The organism is Brevundimonas sp. D3-1P (genome assembly GCF_055809335.1).
Genome location: NZ_CM147908.1, coordinates 248548 through 263924, shown reverse-complemented (window position 1 = coordinate 263924; position 15377 = coordinate 248548). Strand labels below are relative to the sequence as shown.

Here is a 15377-nt window from a genome sequence, read left to right as displayed (position 1 = left end):
AGGCTCCCCAGCCCGCCGGCGGCGTCCGGCAAGCCCGTGACGGATCAGAGGAAGACGCAGGTGATCCGGACATCGCACGCAGCGCGCCAGGCCCGGACGGCGCCGGCACGGTCAGGCCGGTCGAGCATCCGGTCCCGTCAGTCGGCCTCGTTCTCAAAGGCGCTCAGGCGACAGAAACAGGCTGCGGCGATCTTGATGTCGGCCGAAGCCACGGCGATGTCGCGCTGGAGGACGATCTCCCGGGCCTCGTCGTGCCGGCCGAGTTTCGTCAGACACTCGTAGAGGCCGTGCAGGCTCCAGACGTTGTTCGGTCGGATCCGCCGCCTGCCCAGCTTGCGCTCCAGCCCGAGGTCGATCCTGTGCTGTTCGGCAGCTTCGGCGTGCCGCCCCTGCTCGGTCAGCAGGGCGCAATAGGCGTGGCGGACGGGCTGCAGCCAGGCCGGAGGGTCGCTGTAGGGCAGCGTGTCCTCGAGGGCGATCGCCTCGCGCAACAGCGAGAACGCCTCCTCGATATTTCCCTTCCTGTATTCCAGTTCCCCGTCGAGCATCTTGCGCGCAATAGCGAGCGCCTGGAGCTCCGGCACGGGAATGGAGTTGAAACGGCTGTCCGGCACCGCGGCGACGGCGTCGATGAATTTCTCCCGTTCCGCCTCGGCTTCCGGCACGCGCCGCAGGGCCGCGAAAGCGATGCCGCGGGCATAGTGGATCATCGCCGTGGTCGAACAATAAAGTTCGCGGTCCGTCGGAAATTCCAAATCGAGGATGTCCTGCCAGCGCCCGAAGCGAATGAGAACATGCGGAAGCGTGGTGCCGTGCGCCTCGAGCAAATCCGCCATCGGCGGACTCTGGATGCCGAGCAGTTGCGGCGTCAGGACTTCCTTCAGCCGGTTCGCCATGAACAACGCCTCACGCGAACGGCCCGCCATCATCGCGCCATAGGCGCCGACCATCAGGTTGTGGACGCGATAGACGTTGTACCAGGCGCCGACTTCGGTCTCGTGACCGAAATAGCGTTCATCCGCCTCGACCGCATCGAGGTTGGAATCGATCACCCGGCGCCAGTCGCCGCAGGCGTTGTCGATGTGGGTGGACATATGCGCCAGATGGGCGCCGTCCCGCGACAGCCGACGCAGACGGTCGGCGGCCGGATGCGCGATCTCGGGCCACGGCGACATCTCCATCAGGTGGATATAGAGATGGTTCAGGACCGGATGCCGGTCGCCCCCGGGACGCGGCAGGGCGTCCTCGATCACCGCCCGGGCCTCCAGCGTGCCCGGTCCGATCGGTTCTCCCGTATCGAGATCCCACAGAGCCCGCGGACTGAGACAGATCAAGGCGTCCCCGAACAGCGCCGCCGCGTCGATGTCGTCAGAGAACTGCTGATAAAAGACCCGCATGGCGTCCGCGTAGGCGCGGTTCAGGCGATCGAATTCCTCCGGGTCGCGGGTCGCCTGTTCGGGAAAGCGTGGTCCAAGCGCCGCGATCAGGGCCTTTTCGAAGGCGGTGCCGTTGCGGGCGACCGCTTCGCGAGCGCGTTCAAGCGCGGCACGGCCGATCGTCACGGCCTTCTGCATGTCCTCGGCGTCGAAAAGCCGCCAAGCCTTGTTGTAGTTCGGGCCCGTGCCGAAGGCGACGCCCCAGTGCGCCATGGCGCAGTCGGGATCGTAGTCGAGCGCCTTTTCGAAGCAGCGGACCGCTTCCTCGGGATTGAAGCAGTAGGCCCAGGCCAGCCCCCGATCAAACCAGAGTTGCGCCTGTGGCGAGGTGGTCGTCACATCGCGACGGAAGTCGCCAAGGTCGTAATAGTCGTCTTTCATCATCCATGCTCCGCTGGCCAGGGCCGATCTGGGAACCCGACCGCCAAGGCTATAAGTTAATACCTGAATACATATTCATATATCATGTTTCAAGCGCAGATCGCGGGATTCCGGCCGTGTCGATCCATGCGATCCGCCTAGAGCGGCACGGCGGTGGTGTATTTCACCTGGCTGAGCGCGAAGTGGGAGGCGGCGGTCGCCACATTCGGATGGTTCAGCAGATCGCACATCAGGAAGCGTTCGTAACCGGCGACGTCTGCGGCCACGATCCGCAGAAGGTAGTCCCATTCCCCGGACATGGAATGGGCCTCCATGACGTCCGGCCGGGTGGCGAGGTAGGCCTCGAAGGCGGTCCTGTCTGCCGGGGCGTGCGACCGCATCCTGACCTGGCACATCACGTTCACGCCCCGGCCGACCCTTTCGGCATCGACCAGTCGCATGGCTCCCTTCAGAATTCCCGCCTCTTCCAGCGCCCGGATCCGGCGCCAGCACGACGCCGGAGACGATCCGGCGAGCTCCGCCAGGGCCACATGGCTCAGGCCGGCGTCGCCCTGTAAGGCGCGCAACAGCCGACGATCGACATCATCCAGCACTCTTTCTTTCATGAACTCGTCCATTCTGGAATTGGATTTCATATCACGCTCAAATTCGAGCCGCTTTGAAAGGCGATCCTCGCCTATCCGGTCTACAATGACCACGATGGCGCAGCCTCCTCGCGAGCTCTGGCCTCACCTCCCTCGCGCGCGCCTGCGCCATCTGTCACAGACGCGCCGTCAAAGAATGCCGGAGACACCCCCATGAGCATCACCCCCGAGAACCCCATTGGTCTGGACGGCTTCGAATTCGTGGAATTCACCAGCCCCGATCCCGAGGCGATGACCACCTTGATCGAACGCCTCGGCTTCGTCGCCACACACCGTCACCCGACGAAGGCGGTGGTTCGCTACAAGCAGGGGCGCACCAATCTGCTCGTCAACAGCGAAGCGACCGGACAGGCGGCTGCGTTCCGGGCGCTGCACGGGCCTTCAGCCAGCGGTATGGCCTTCCGCGTGGCCAACGCTCGCCAGGCCTATGATCTGGCCCTGTCGCGCGGTGCGCGCGCCGCCGACGCCGCCGCCGGCGCGCTCGGCGCTGACGCCATGGTGCTGGAAGGCATCGGCGGCTCCTACCTCTATCTCGTCGACCGCCACGGCGCAGCCGGGTCGCTGTACGACGATTGGACCGAGATCGACGGATGGCGCGAGGCCGAGGCCGCAAACAGCGTCGGCCTCGATATCCTGGATCACCTCACCCACAACGTCCGTCGGGGCCAGATGCGGACCTGGTCCGGCTTCTACAACCAGATTTTCGGCTTCGAGGAGCAGAAGTATTTCAACATCAAGGGCCAGGCCACCAGCCTCATCTCCCAGGCGATGATCGCGCCGGACAAGGCCATCCGCATTCCGCTGAACGAGAGCGAGGACGACCAGTCCCAGATCGAGGAGTTTATCCGTGAATACAACGGCGAGGGCATCCAGCACTTGGCCATGACCACGGATAACATCTACGAAACCGTCGAAGCCCTGCGCGCCCGTGGCGTACGATTGCAGGACACGATCGAGACCTATTACGAACTGGTCGACAAGCGGGTGCCCGGCCACGGCGAGGATCTGGAGCGGCTGAAGGCGAACCGCATCCTCATCGACGGAAACGTCGGCGAGGAAGGCATTCTGCTGCAGATATTCACCGAGAATCTGTTCGGACCCATCTTCTTCGAAATCATCCAGCGCAAGGGCAACGAAGGGTTCGGCAACGGCAACTTCCAGGCCCTGTTCGAATCGATCGAGCTCGACCAGATCCGGCGCGGGGTGATCAAGGTCGACGCCTGACCCGGCGCGGGGGTCGGATGCATATCATCCGACCCCCGTCATCGCTCAGACGCGCGACTTCAGTTGACCGACCCCGCCAGCCGACCGGACACCGGTCGGCGGCGCTTCCGAGGTTTCTTCCAGATCCATTAGGATCGGACAGTCGGGGCGATTGTCGCCCGCGCAACAGGCGATCAGCGTCTGCAGGGTTTCAGACATCTGCCTGAGGCTGGCGATTCGCGCATTGAGCACCGCGATATGCGCGCTGGCGATGCGTTTTACATCAGCACTTTGACGCGACCGGTCGTTCCACAGACTCAGCAGGTCCTGAATCTCAGCGACGGAAAAACCGAGGTCGCGGGCGCGCCGGATGAACCGGAACCGGTGCACGTCCGCGTCCGAATAGTCGCGATAGCCCGACTCCTTTCTGTCCGCCACCGGGATCAGTCCGGTCTGCTCATAGTAGCGGATCATCTTGGCGGATACGCCGGAAGCCTTAGCTGCCTGACCGATATTCATACTGATCTCTCCTATTCACCCAAGCCGTCCCGCGCCATCGCCCTCGCCGCCCTGCGGCGACCGGAAGCCACGCAGCCGCAGGGCGTTGCCAAGCACGAACACGCTGGACATGGCCATGGCGCCCGCCGCGAACACGGGCGACAGCAAGACACCCCACACAGGATACAGCACGCCGGCGGCGACAGGGATGAGCGCGGCGTTATAGACGAAGGCCCAGAACAGGTTCTGGCGGATGTTGCCGATGGTGGCCCGCGACAGGGCGATGGCCGTGGCCACGCCCTTCAGGCTGCCCGACATCAACACCACATCGGCCGCCTCGATGGCGATATCCGTGCCGTTGCCGACCGCCAGGCCCACATCCGATTCCGCCAGCGCGGGGGCGTCATTGATGCCGTCGCCGACGAAGGCGACCCGGCCATGCTCGCCCTTGAGACGGCGGACCGCCTCGACCTTGCCGTCCGGCAACACCTCGGCCACGACTTCGTCGATGCCCAATTGGCGGGCGATGGCGGCGGCGGTGCGGCGGTTGTCGCCGGTGATCATCGCCACCTTCAGGCCCAGTCCGTGCAGGGCGGCGATGGCCGCCGGAGTGCTGGCCTTGATCGGATCGGCCACCGCGATGATCGCCGCCAGACGTCCGCCGATGGCGGCGTAGAGCGGCGTCTTGCCCTCATCGCCCATGCGGCCAGCGGCGGCGGCGAAGACGCCCACGTCCAGTCCCAGTTCGCCCATGTAGCGATCCGAACCGATCTGCACGGCCTCGCCGTCCACTGTCGCGGTCACGCCACGTCCCGTAACGGACTCAAAGGCCGAAACCAGCGGCAGCGTCAGACCCTCGGCCTCGGCGGCCTCGACAATGGCGCGGGCGATGGGGTGTTCGGACTTGGCCTCGACCGCAGCCACCAGAGCCAGAACGCGGGCGCGCTCCATGCCGGGTTCAATCTGCAGGTCCGTCAGGGCGGGACGACCTTCCGTCAGGGTGCCGGTCTTGTCGACGGCCACGACCTTGGCGTCCTTGAGCAGTTGCAGCGCCTCGCCCTTGCGGAACAGCACGCCCAGTTCGGCGCCGCGACCGGTGCCGACCATGATGGAGGTCGGCGTCGCCAGACCCATGGCGCACGGGCAGGCGATGATCAGCACAGCCACCGCATTGACCAGGGCGAAGGTGAGCGCAGGCGACGGACCGAACACCAGCCAGACCAGGAAGGTCAGGGCGGCAACAGCCATGACCGCCGGAACGAACCACATCGTCACCTTGTCGACCAGCGCCTGGATCGGCAGCTTGGAGCCCTGGGCCTGTTCGACCATGCGAATGATCTGGGACAGCATGGTGCCGTCGCCGACCGCCGTGGCGCGGAACACCAGGGCGCCCTTCTGATTGACAGTGCCGCCCACCAGAGCTGCGCCCGAAGTCTTGGCCACAGGGACCGGCTCGCCGGTGATCATGGATTCATCGACATAGCTTTCGCCCTCGACGACTTCGCCGTCGACCGGAACGCGCTCGCCGGGACGGACCTCGACCAGATCGCCAGCCGCCACCTCGGTGATGGCGATTTCGACCATCATGCCGTCGCGGCGCACGCGCGCGGTCTTGGCCTGAAGCCCGACCAGACGCTTGATGGCCTCGGAAGTGCGGCCCTTGGCCTGGGCCTCAAGGAAGCGCCCCAGCAGGACCAGGGTGACGATGACGGCGGCCGCCTCGTAATAGACATTGACCGTTCCCGCCGGCAGTAGCGCCGGAGCGAAGGTCGCCACCAGGGAATAGGCATAGGCCGCCAGGGTGCCGACAGACACCAGCGAGTTCATGTCCGGCGCCAGACGCCCCAGGGCGGGCAGACCCTTCTTGTAGAAACGCGCGCCCGGCACGGCCAGCACCAGCGTGGTCAGGGCAAACTGCAGATACCAACTGGCCTGCATGCCGATGGTCCCTGCGATCATCGCATGGACGCCCGGAATGAGGTGCGACCCCATCTCCAGCAGGAAGACCGGAAGGCTCAGAGCGGCGGCGATGATCAGATCACGCTTCAGGGCGGCGCGTTCGGCGTCCTTGCGCTCGGCCGCTTCTTCGCCCGCATCCGCAGCGTCGCTCAGCGGACGCGCCGTATAGCCCGCGCCAGCCACGGCGGCGATCAGGGCCGACACGTCCGCCGCCCCCTGGATCGTGGCCCGTTCTGTGGCCAGGTTCACGCTGGCGCTCACCACGCCCGGCGTCGCCTTCAGCGCCTTTTCGACCCGCCCGACGCAGGACGCGCAGGTCATGCCCTCAATCGCCAGTTCGACGCTGGCGGCCGGAACGGTGTAACCGGCCGATTCCACAGCCTTGACGAGGTCTGCCATCTGGATCGGTCCGCTCGCCTGGATGTCGGCCCGCTCCGTGGCGAGGTTGACGCTGACCGCGGCCACGCCCGGCGCCTTGCTGATGGCGCGTTCGACGCGGCCGACGCAGGACGCGCAGGTCATGCCTTCGATCGGCAGACTCAACGGGGAGCCGACGGTTTTCGTCGGCGCATAGGGGGCGTTCATCGCGCGATCCTCACACGGGTGACTAGAGTTCGCAGGGATGATGGGGCTTCCCATTGTTGGAATGTCAACTCCCCAAAAAAAGTCGCGACCATCCTTGACCTTCCAACGATGGCAAGGGGCATTTCATCTCTCACCAACCGATGCGAAAGGACTTTTCCCATGCAGTTCCACGTCGAAAACATGACCTGCGGCTCGTGCGTGAAGCACATCACCCAGGCCATCGCCACGGTGGATCCGAACGCCCGTCTCGAGGCCGATACGGTGTCGCGCACCATCTCGGTGACCACCACCGCCGACGCCGACGCCATCCAGCAGGCGCTGGCGGACGACGGATACACCGCCCGGCCCCTCTGAGCTCTTCCGACATGCAAGCGAAGGCTCTCACCGTCATCTTCATCGCCGGCGTCGCCCTGGCCGCCAGCGGTCTCGCCTATGCCCAGTCCCAGATCGTCAAAGGAGATTCGGAACACGCCATGACCCAGAACAGCCACGCCAATCACCCCGCCCCCGTCCCTTCCGGCAATCCTGCCGTGCGCGCCTATCAGGAAGCCAACGACCGGATGCACGCCGACATGACCATCGATTTCACCGGCGACGCCGACGTCGATTTCATGAAGGGAATGATTCCACACCATCAGGGGGCCATCGACATGGCCCGCGTCGCGCTGGAACATGGACGGGATCCGGAGGTTCGCCGGCTCGCCGAGTCCGTCATCACCGCCCAAGAGGCGGAGATCGCCATGATGCAGTCCTGGCTCGATACCCGGAACCGGTAAAGGCCGCCCCTTCGCCGCCCGTCCGTTCCCTCCCCCGATGTGACGGTGGAGTTGGCGTCATCGGACAGAAACCTTCGAGAACGCCATGGCAGGCGCACCAGTCCCTGGTGCGCCTGAACCCTTTTCCGAACAGCGCCCAATCGCCGCCGTCGTCTTCAGGCGTCCTCATCCTCATTGATGTGGTGAAGCATGTCGATCAGCACATGACTGACATGATGATCGGCCACCTCGTAGAAAACCTGCCGCGAGGAACGTTCTCCCCGGACCAAGCGCGCCCCGCGCAGAAGCCTGAGATGGTGGCTGACGAGGGTCTGGGACAGGTCCAGGCTGTCGGCGATCTGCTTGACAGGCTTCGGGCCATTCAGACAGAACATGAGGATTCTCAGACGGGTCGGATCGCCCAGCAGACGAAAGGTCTCTGCAAGAGCCGACAGTTGGCGCGTATCCAGCGCTGGCACCTTTTCGTCGCTGGCCCGTTCCGACATGGCGTACGCTTCCCCGCATCATTAAACATATGGCGATGTCTTCACCTGTTCATGTATCGTGAGACAGGGCGTCGCTCCAATCAAGTGCGACCGCCTGTCTGCGTCTGTTCGGTCCAGCCGCCGCCCAGCGCCTTGTAGAGGGTCGTCAGATTGCTCAGCCGGGCCAGACGGGCGCGCAGCAGCGCCTGTTCCGATCCATAAAGGGTGCGCTGGGCGTCCAGAACCGACAGCGAACTGTCCTCGCCTTCCTGATGCCGCCTCTGCGCCAGATCATAGGCGCGGCGGCTCGCATCCACCCTTTGCTGTTCGGAAAGGATCTGTCGTTCGAGGGCGTCGCGCGCGGCAAGCCCATCGGCGACCTCCCGGAAGCCCGCCTGAACGGCCCGCTCATAACGCGCCACCTCGATTCTCTGCCGCACCTTGGCGAGGTCCAGATTGGCCGACAGGGCGCCGCCGTTGAAAATCGGCAGGCTGAGCCGGGGCGCGAAACTCCAGCTTCTGGTTCCGGCGCTGAACAGATTGTCCAGATCGCTGCTGGCCGATCCTGCCGAGCCCGTCAGGGTGATCGTCGGAAAGAAGGCCGCGCGCGCGGCGCCGATATTGGCGTCGGCGCCGCGCAGCATCTGTTCGGCGGCGCGGATATCCGGTCGTCGGTCCAGCAGATCGGATGGCAGACCGGCGGGCAGGTTCGCCTCGACCACATCATCCGGCAGCGGTTCGCCCGCCCATGCCTGAAGCGTCCGGGCCAGGTCCGCATCCAGAGGCTGGCCGATCAGCAGGGTCAAGGCGTTGAGATCCTGAGCCGCCTGCCGTTCGTAAACCGCCTGATCCGCCTCGGCGGAGCGAAGCGCGATCTCGGTCCTGCGGACATCGAGTTCGCCCGCCTCCCCGACCTCGGCCAGAAGCTGGGTCAGTTCATGAGAGCGCCGCTGGGCTTCGGCGGTGTCCCTGGCCAGTTCCAGCAGGGCCTGATCGGTGCGCAGGGTGAAATAGGCGGTCGCCACCTCCGACACCAGACTGAGTTGCGCGGCCGTCCGCGTCTCGTCCAGCGCAAGCCAGGTCGCCAGGGCCTGGTCATTGAGGCTGCGCACACGGCCCCAGAGGTCCAGCTCCCAGGCCGTGACCGCCCCGCCCGCCTCATAGGCGCGCGTCACCTCGGACTGACCGGTTGGGCTGAGATCCGCCGGCGTCCTCTGCGACACGCCCGCGGCGACGCCGTCGATGCGGGGCAGGCTGTCAGCGCGCCGGATGCGATACTGGGCGCGCGCCGCCTCAACATTCAGGGCGGCGACCCTCAGGTCGCGGTTGGCGTCCAGTGAGGTCGCGATAAGCTGTTGCAGGACCGGATCACGAAAGACATCGCGCCAGCCCAGATCAGCCGCCGCAACCGCAGCCGGAGCGGCCGCCTGATCCGCCTGCGAAGGATAGGCCGCCGCCACCGGCGCGACGGGCCGCACCGTCGTCGGCGCCATGGCGCAACCGGCCACCGCAAAGACCGCCGACAGGGCGACGCCGTAAGCGAGCCTGCGGCCCGGACGAAGCAGAGAAGAGGATTTCATGGAGTCATTCTCCTTGTGGGTTGGCCGCGTCGTCCTCCGTCCTGACCGCGAGGGCCGTTGAACGGAGGACGACCACGGCATCACTCGGCCGTCGGCGCGATGTGTCGGGCCGCATTGCGGCGGCGCTCACGACGCAGTTCGAAACGGCGCACGATCACGTAGAAAACCGGGGTCAGCAGCAGACCGAACAGGGTCACGCCCAGCATCCCCGAGAAAACGGCGATGCCCATGGCGTGCCGCATCTCCGCCCCCGCGCCCGTGGCCAGCACCAGCGGCACGACACCGGCGATGAAGGCGAGCGAGGTCATCAGAATGGGCCGCAGACGCAGACGGGCGGCTTCCAGAACGGCGCCGAGCGGATCGACCCCGTCATGTTCCCTGGCGCGGGCGAACTCGACGATCAGGATGGCGTTCTTGGCCGCCAGCCCCACCAGCACCACAAAGCCGATCTGGGTGAAGATGTTGTTGTCGCCCCCCGACAGCCACACGCCGACGATCGCCGACAGAAGGGCCATGGGCGCGATCAGCAGCACCGCCAGAGGCAGGGACCAGCTATTATACTGGGCCGCCAGGATCAGGAAGGCGAGCAGGACCGCCAGCGGGAAGACATACATGGCCGTGTTGCCCGCCTGCTTCTCCTGGAACGTCAGATCGGTCCATTCATAGGTCATGCCCGCCGGCAGGGTTTCCTGCACGATCCGCTCGATCGCCGCCGTCGCCTGGCCTGAAGAATAGCCGGGCGCGGCGCCGCCGCTGATGTCGGCGGACGGATAGCCGTTATAGTGCATGACCCGGTCCGGTCCCGAACTGCGCGTGATGCGGACCAGAGAGGCCAGAGGGATCATTTCGCCCGAGGCGTTGCGCACCTTGAGCTGGCCGATGTCCTCGGCCTGCTGACGGAACGGCGCGTCCGCCTGGACCATGACGCGATAGGTCCGGCCGAAACGATTGAAGTCGTTCACATACATCGAGCCGAGATTGACCTGCAAAGCCTCGAAAACGGTCGTCAGGGGCACGCCCATGGCCCGCGCCTTGACCCGGTCGATATCGACCTGAATCTGTGGCGCATTGGTCTGGAAGCTGGCCAGCATGCCGGCCAGTTCCGGCGTCTGATAGGCCTTGGCCATGACCTCGCCCTGGGCCTTGGCCAGGGCGTCGAAGCCCAGTCCCGCCCGATCCTCGATCTGGAGTTTGAACCCGCCCATGGCGCCCAGTCCCGGCACCGGCGGCGGCGGGAAGACGCCGATGAAGCCGTCGGGAATCTGGCTGAACTGCCCCATCAGGCGACCAGCGATGGCGTTGGCCGACAGATCAGGCGTCTTGCGCTGGTCGAACGGGTCCAGCATCACGAACATGAGGGCCGCATTGGGGATGTTGGCCCCGCCGTTGACCGACAGACCAGGGAAGGCGACGACGCTTTCGACGCCGGGCGTCTTCAGAGCCGTATCGGACACCTGCTTCACCACCGCCTCGGTGCGGTCCAGAGAGGCGCCCGTGGGCAACTGAACCACGCCGACCAGATAGTATTTGTCCTGCGGCGGCACGAAACCGTTGGGGATATGGTTGAAGCCCAGCCACGTCAGGCCGATCAGACCGCCATAGACGATCAGAACCAGTCCCGTGACCCGCACCGCGCGCTTCACCGACCAGACATAGCCGTTGGACGCACGATCAAAGGCGCCGTTGAAGCGGCGGAAGAAGCCGCCGAACAGGCGATCGATGATCCGGGTCAGCCGGTCGCGCGGCGCATCGCCGTGGTGCGGCTTCAGCAGCACGCCCGCCAGGGCCGGAGACAGGGTCAGAGAGTTGACCGCCGAGAAGATGGTCGAGATGGCGATGGTCAGGGCGAACTGGCGATAGAACTCGCCCTGCAGGCCCGACAGGAAGGCGGAGGGAATGAAGACCGCCGCCAGCACCGAGGTGATGGCCAGGATCGGCCCCGTCACCTCGTCCATGGCCGCGCGCGCCGCCTCCTTGGGCGACTTGCCCATGGCGATGTGACGCTCGACGTTTTCCACCACGACGATGGCGTCATCGACCACGATGCCGATCGACAGCACCAGGCCGAACAGCGACAGGGTGTTCAGCGAGAAGCCGAACAGATGCATCATCGCAAAGGTCGCCACCAGCGAGATCGGCACCGCCACCAGCGGAATGATCGAGGCGCGCCACGACTGAAGGAACAGCACCACCACCAGCACCACCAGCAGGATGGCTTCCACCAGGGTGACGCTGACCGACTTCAGCGAAGCCCGGACGAAGACCGTCGGATCATAGGCGATCTGATATTCAAGCCCCTCGGGGAACTCGGTCTGCAAACGATCCATGGCGCCGCGAACGGCGTCGGACACGTCCAGCGCATTGGCGCCGGGGCTCTGGAAAATCTGCATGGCCACGGCGGGTTTGCCGTTCAGCAGGCTGCGCATGCCATAGGCGTCGGCGCCCAGTTCGATGCGCGCAACATCACGCAGGCGCGTAACCTGCCCCTCATCGCCCGACTTGATCACAATGTCGCCGAACTGCTCTTCGGATGTCAGCCGCCCCAGGGTGTTGACGGTGATCTGGGCGGCCGCCGAGGCGTTGGGCTGCTGGCCGATGGAGCCGGCGGCGACCTGGACGTTCTGTTCGCGGATGGCCGCGACCACGTCGCCGGCGGTCAGGCCGCGCGCCGCCACCTTGTCAGGATCCAGCCACGCGCGCATGGCGTATTCGCCCTCGCCGCCCAGAACCACGTCGCCGACCCCCGGCAGACGCGCCAGTTCATCGCGGATATGCAAGCGCGCATAGTTGGAGACGAACAGGGAATCATAACGATCGTTGGGCGACCGCAGGTGGTCCACCATCAGCACGTCAGGCGACGTCTTCTGGGTGACGACCCCGATGCGCTGCACCTCTTCGGGAAGACGCGGCAGCGCGCGGGCCACACGGTTCTGGACCTGGATCTGGGCCAGGTCAGGGTCCGTGCCCTGTTTGAAGGCGACCGTCAGGGTCATGCGGCCGTCGGTGGCCGCCTGAGAGCCCATATAGAGCATTCCCTCGACGCCGTTGATGGCCTGTTCCAGCGGCGCGGAGACTGTCTCGGCGATGACCTGGGGATTGGCGCCGGGATAGCTGGCCGTGACCTGCACCGTGGGCGGCGTCACCTGGGGATACTCGCTCAGCGGCAGGCGCATGAAGGCCAGCCCCCCGGCGATCAGCATCAGGACCGAAAGCACGACCGCAAAGATCGGCCGGTCCACAAAGAAACGGGGAAATTTCATCGGGCGGCCTCCGCCGACGGGGCCGCCTGCTCAGCAGGGGCCGCAGCCCCCGTCGCAGTCGCAGCCGCAGTCGGGGCGGCCGCCATGGGCTGCGGCGTCACCTTCATGCCGGGACGCACCAGTCCCTTGACGATGACAGTGTCGCCGGGATTGAGGCCCGTCTCCACCACACGCATCCCGTCAACCACGGGACCGAGCGACACCGGGCGATATTCAGCGGTGTTTCCTTCACCCAGAACCATGACATAGGTCTGGCCCTGTTCAGCGCCGACCGCCTGATCGTCGATCAGCATGGCCTGACGCGGCGCCCCGGTATCCAGTCGGATCCTGGCGAAAAGACCCGGCGCCAGTTGACCGGACGGATTGGCCACGATCGCACGCGCGCGGATCGTTCCAGTGCCGCGATCGACCTGGGCGCCGAGGAAGTCCAGCGTGCCCTGATGCGGGAACCCGTCTTCGCTCATCAGCCCGATCTGGACCGGAAAACGCCCCGCCCGGCCCGAGCCGTTCGGACGGGCGCGCTGTGCGAAGTCGAGATAGGTCGCCTCATCCATGTCGAAATAGGCATAGACGGGGTTCACCGAGACGATGGAGGTCAGCGGCGTGGTTCCGGCGGCCACAATATTGCCGGTCGTCGCCAGCACCCGATCGACCCGGCCGCTGATCGGCGCGGTCACGCGGGTGTAGGACAGGTCCAGACGCGCGGCGGCGACGGCGGCGCGCGCGGCGGCGACCTGGGCCTCGGACTGACGCGCCTTGCTCTGGGCGTTCTCAAGGGCGCGGACCGGTATGGCGCCGCCGGGCGCCAGTTGCTCAGCCCGCGACAGATCGGACTGAGCCTGCGCCAGCAGGGCCTCGGCCTGCCTCAACTGCGCCTGGGCGCCGTCCAGCGCGACCTGGAATGGTCTGGGATCGATCTGGAAGAGCAGTTGCCCACGCTGGACCAGCCCGCCTTCCGGCACGCTGACCCGGATGATCGGGCCGCTGACCTGGGCGCGCAGCTCGACGGTATCGGGCGCAGCGAGGTGTCCGGTGAATTCCGCAGCCGGTGCGATTTCCCGCATGACGACCTTGGCGACGGGAACGGCGGGCGCTCCCGGCGGGGCGGAAGCGGCGGCCGGCACGCCCCCGCCCTGTGTTTGCAGAACATAGATCAGCCCCGCCGCGGCCAGCAGCCCGGCGGCCGCGATCACGGCGGTCTTCTTGTTGAAGCGCATCGGTCGTCCCCTTGGAAATCGCCGCAGATTCGACACTGATCGAAGGCGGCTTGGCGCTGATTTCCATGGGTGATGCAGATTCCAACGCTAGGAAGGTCAAGCGTTGAATCGCTGATATTCGAACAGCCGACGTCCAGACGTCCGCGGAACGCCGGGCCTCAGGAACCGGCGATCAGATCGAAGGGGGCGCGCTTCGCCGCGCGGCCTGCCACAGCAGGGGCGCCAGAATCAGGGCGACAGGCGGAAACAGCAGCCAGTTGATGGCCTGCCAGCCGGAGGTGTTCAGCACGGCCCCCGCCAGGAAGGACACGATGGCGGTGGCCCCGAAGACGAAGAAGTCATTGGCGCCCTGGGCCTTGCCCCGCTCCTCGGCCGTATGACAGTCCGTCACCATGGCCGTGGCCCCGATGAAGCTGAAATTCCAGCCCACGCCCATAATCATCAGCGACAGCCAGAAATTGGCCACCGCCATGCCTGACAGGGCGACAGCCGCCGAGACGGCGATCAGCACCATGCCCACGGCGGCGACCCGCTCCTTGCCGAAACGCCCCATCAGCCGTCCGGTGAAGAAGCTCGGCGCGAACATGGCCAGCAGATGCCACTGGATGCCCAGCGCCGCGCTGTCCACCGAATGGCCGGCGTTGACCATGGCCACCGGGGCGGCCGTCATGACGAAAGCCATCAGGCCGTAGGACACCACGCCCGTCGCCACCGCCAGGATGAAACGCGGAACGCGCATGATCTGACCCAGAGACCGGCCGCCGCCGGCGCCGGACTGAACGACCGCCGGCGGCGAACGCAGCAGCAACAGGACCGGGATGACCAGCAAGGCCAGGGCGGCCTGACTGAGGAAACTGCCGACGTAGGGCGTGCCCGGCACGGCGTCCCGGGTCCAGATGACCAGTTGTGGGCCGACGACGGCGGCGACCAAGCCGCCGACCATCACCCAGGAAATCGCCTTTGCTTTCAGGTCTCCTTCGGCGCCGTCGGCGGCCGCGAAGCGGTAGCTCTGAACATAGGAGCCGTAGAGACCGGCGGTGAAGGCGCCTATGCAAAAGAGCCAGAAGGACGCGATGAAGATGCCGAAGGCCGCCACGAGACCGGAGGCGACGCCGAACAGCGCGCCCAGCAGATAGCCGTTCCGACGACCATGTCGCCGCATGATGAAGGCCGCCGGCGGTGCGCCGAGGGCGAGGCCGACGCCGAACAGACTGACTGGAAACGTGACCCAGGCGGGATCGGCGGCCAGGTGCTGCCCCACCAGACCGCCTAAGGACATCACGATCGGCGGGCTGGCGCCGCCCAATGCTTGGGCGGCGGTGAGGACGGCCATGTTTCGGCGGGCGATCGACTGATCAGTCATGAAGACCTTCG

General features: G+C 66.0%; 12 protein-coding genes. 3 read left to right on the top strand and 9 right to left on the bottom strand.

Going from position 1 to position 15377, the window contains the following annotated elements:
- Positions 1–137: 137 nt before the first annotated feature.
- Together AC0L6G_RS01330 and AC0L6G_RS01325 are read right to left on the bottom strand one after the other, a co-directional pair.
- Positions 138–1817, bottom strand: a complete 1680-nt coding sequence (locus tag AC0L6G_RS01330) for a tetratricopeptide repeat protein (protein WP_221434179.1) — start codon at positions 1815–1817, stop codon at positions 138–140.
- Positions 1818–1954: 137 nt separating this feature from the next.
- Positions 1955–2422: an Lrp/AsnC family transcriptional regulator gene (locus tag AC0L6G_RS01325; RefSeq protein WP_473252737.1), complete on the bottom strand. Its 468-nt coding sequence runs from the start codon at positions 2420–2422 to the stop codon at positions 1955–1957.
- 192 nt (positions 2423–2614) lie between these two features.
- Between AC0L6G_RS01325 and hppD the strand changes: the two genes are divergently transcribed.
- Entirely contained in the window at positions 2615–3685 is a 1071-nt protein-coding gene (gene hppD, locus AC0L6G_RS01320; protein ID WP_184273137.1) for a 4-hydroxyphenylpyruvate dioxygenase, read from the top strand.
- Positions 3686–3730: 45 nt separating this feature from the next.
- Here hppD and cueR read toward each other — a convergent pair whose 3' ends face one another.
- Together cueR and AC0L6G_RS01310 are read right to left on the bottom strand one after the other, a co-directional pair.
- The gene (gene cueR / locus AC0L6G_RS01315) at positions 3731–4183 is read right to left on the bottom strand and encodes a Cu(I)-responsive transcriptional regulator (RefSeq protein WP_184273134.1); all 453 of its coding nucleotides are present in this window, start codon (positions 4181–4183) and stop codon (positions 3731–3733) included.
- Positions 4184–4198: 15 nt separating this feature from the next.
- The gene (locus AC0L6G_RS01310) at positions 4199–6706 is read right to left on the bottom strand and encodes a heavy metal translocating P-type ATPase (RefSeq protein ID WP_224762239.1); all 2508 of its coding nucleotides are present in this window, start codon (positions 6704–6706) and stop codon (positions 4199–4201) included.
- Positions 6707–6865: 159 nt separating this feature from the next.
- On the opposite strand from AC0L6G_RS01310, the gene AC0L6G_RS01305 reads away from it, so the two are divergent.
- Both AC0L6G_RS01305 and copM read left to right on the top strand, forming a co-directional pair.
- Positions 6866–7060, top strand: a complete 195-nt coding sequence (locus tag AC0L6G_RS01305; RefSeq protein WP_184273131.1) for a heavy-metal-associated domain-containing protein — start codon at positions 6866–6868, stop codon at positions 7058–7060.
- An 11-nt stretch (positions 7061–7071) separates the two neighbouring features.
- Entirely contained in the window at positions 7072–7482 is a 411-nt protein-coding gene (copM, locus tag AC0L6G_RS01300; protein ID WP_184273126.1) for a CopM family metallochaperone, read from the top strand.
- A 155-nt stretch (positions 7483–7637) separates the two neighbouring features.
- Here the strand turns inward: copM and AC0L6G_RS01295 are convergent, their stop codons facing one another.
- From AC0L6G_RS01295 to AC0L6G_RS01275, 5 genes are all read right to left on the bottom strand, one after another.
- Positions 7638–7967 (bottom strand): ArsR/SmtB family transcription factor, encoded by a 330-nt coding sequence (locus AC0L6G_RS01295; RefSeq protein ID WP_184273123.1) that lies wholly within the window; start codon positions 7965–7967, stop codon positions 7638–7640.
- Positions 7968–8047: 80 nt separating this feature from the next.
- Positions 8048–9526 (bottom strand): efflux transporter outer membrane subunit, encoded by a 1479-nt coding sequence (locus AC0L6G_RS01290; protein WP_184273120.1) that lies wholly within the window; start codon positions 9524–9526, stop codon positions 8048–8050.
- 80 nt (positions 9527–9606) lie between these two features.
- The gene (locus AC0L6G_RS01285; protein ID WP_473252736.1) at positions 9607–12786 is read right to left on the bottom strand and encodes an efflux RND transporter permease subunit; all 3180 of its coding nucleotides are present in this window, start codon (positions 12784–12786) and stop codon (positions 9607–9609) included.
- The gene (locus AC0L6G_RS01280) at positions 12783–14003 is read right to left on the bottom strand and encodes an efflux RND transporter periplasmic adaptor subunit (RefSeq protein WP_184273114.1); all 1221 of its coding nucleotides are present in this window, start codon (positions 14001–14003) and stop codon (positions 12783–12785) included. The genes AC0L6G_RS01285 and AC0L6G_RS01280 overlap by 4 nt, the downstream gene beginning before the upstream one ends.
- A 172-nt stretch (positions 14004–14175) precedes the next feature.
- Positions 14176–15366, bottom strand: coding sequence for an MFS transporter (locus AC0L6G_RS01275; protein ID WP_184273111.1), 1191 nt, complete (start codon positions 15364–15366; stop codon positions 14176–14178).
- Between the last annotated feature and the right edge of the window lie 11 nt (positions 15367–15377).

Coding starts and splice junctions, on each gene's coding strand:
- AC0L6G_RS01330 (WP_221434179.1), bottom strand. CDS start 1,817: ATGAAAGACGACTATTACGACCTTGGCGACTTCCGTCGCGATGTGACG.
- AC0L6G_RS01325 (WP_473252737.1), bottom strand. CDS start 2,422: ATGAAAGAAAGAGTGCTGGATGATGTCGATCGTCGGCTGTTGCGCGCC.
- hppD (WP_184273137.1), top strand. CDS start 2,615: ATGAGCATCACCCCCGAGAACCCCATTGGTCTGGACGGCTTCGAATTC.
- cueR (WP_184273134.1), bottom strand. CDS start 4,183: ATGAATATCGGTCAGGCAGCTAAGGCTTCCGGCGTATCCGCCAAGATG.
- AC0L6G_RS01310 (WP_224762239.1), bottom strand. CDS start 6,706: ATGAACGCCCCCTATGCGCCGACGAAAACCGTCGGCTCCCCGTTGAGT.
- AC0L6G_RS01305 (WP_184273131.1), top strand. CDS start 6,866: ATGCAGTTCCACGTCGAAAACATGACCTGCGGCTCGTGCGTGAAGCAC.
- copM (WP_184273126.1), top strand. CDS start 7,072: ATGCAAGCGAAGGCTCTCACCGTCATCTTCATCGCCGGCGTCGCCCTG.
- AC0L6G_RS01295 (WP_184273123.1), bottom strand. CDS start 7,967: ATGTCGGAACGGGCCAGCGACGAAAAGGTGCCAGCGCTGGATACGCGC.
- AC0L6G_RS01290 (WP_184273120.1), bottom strand. CDS start 9,526: ATGAAATCCTCTTCTCTGCTTCGTCCGGGCCGCAGGCTCGCTTACGGC.
- AC0L6G_RS01285 (WP_473252736.1), bottom strand. CDS start 12,786: ATGAAATTTCCCCGTTTCTTTGTGGACCGGCCGATCTTTGCGGTCGTG.
- AC0L6G_RS01280 (WP_184273114.1), bottom strand. CDS start 14,003: ATGCGCTTCAACAAGAAGACCGCCGTGATCGCGGCCGCCGGGCTGCTG.
- AC0L6G_RS01275 (WP_184273111.1), bottom strand. CDS start 15,366: ATGACTGATCAGTCGATCGCCCGCCGAAACATGGCCGTCCTCACCGCC.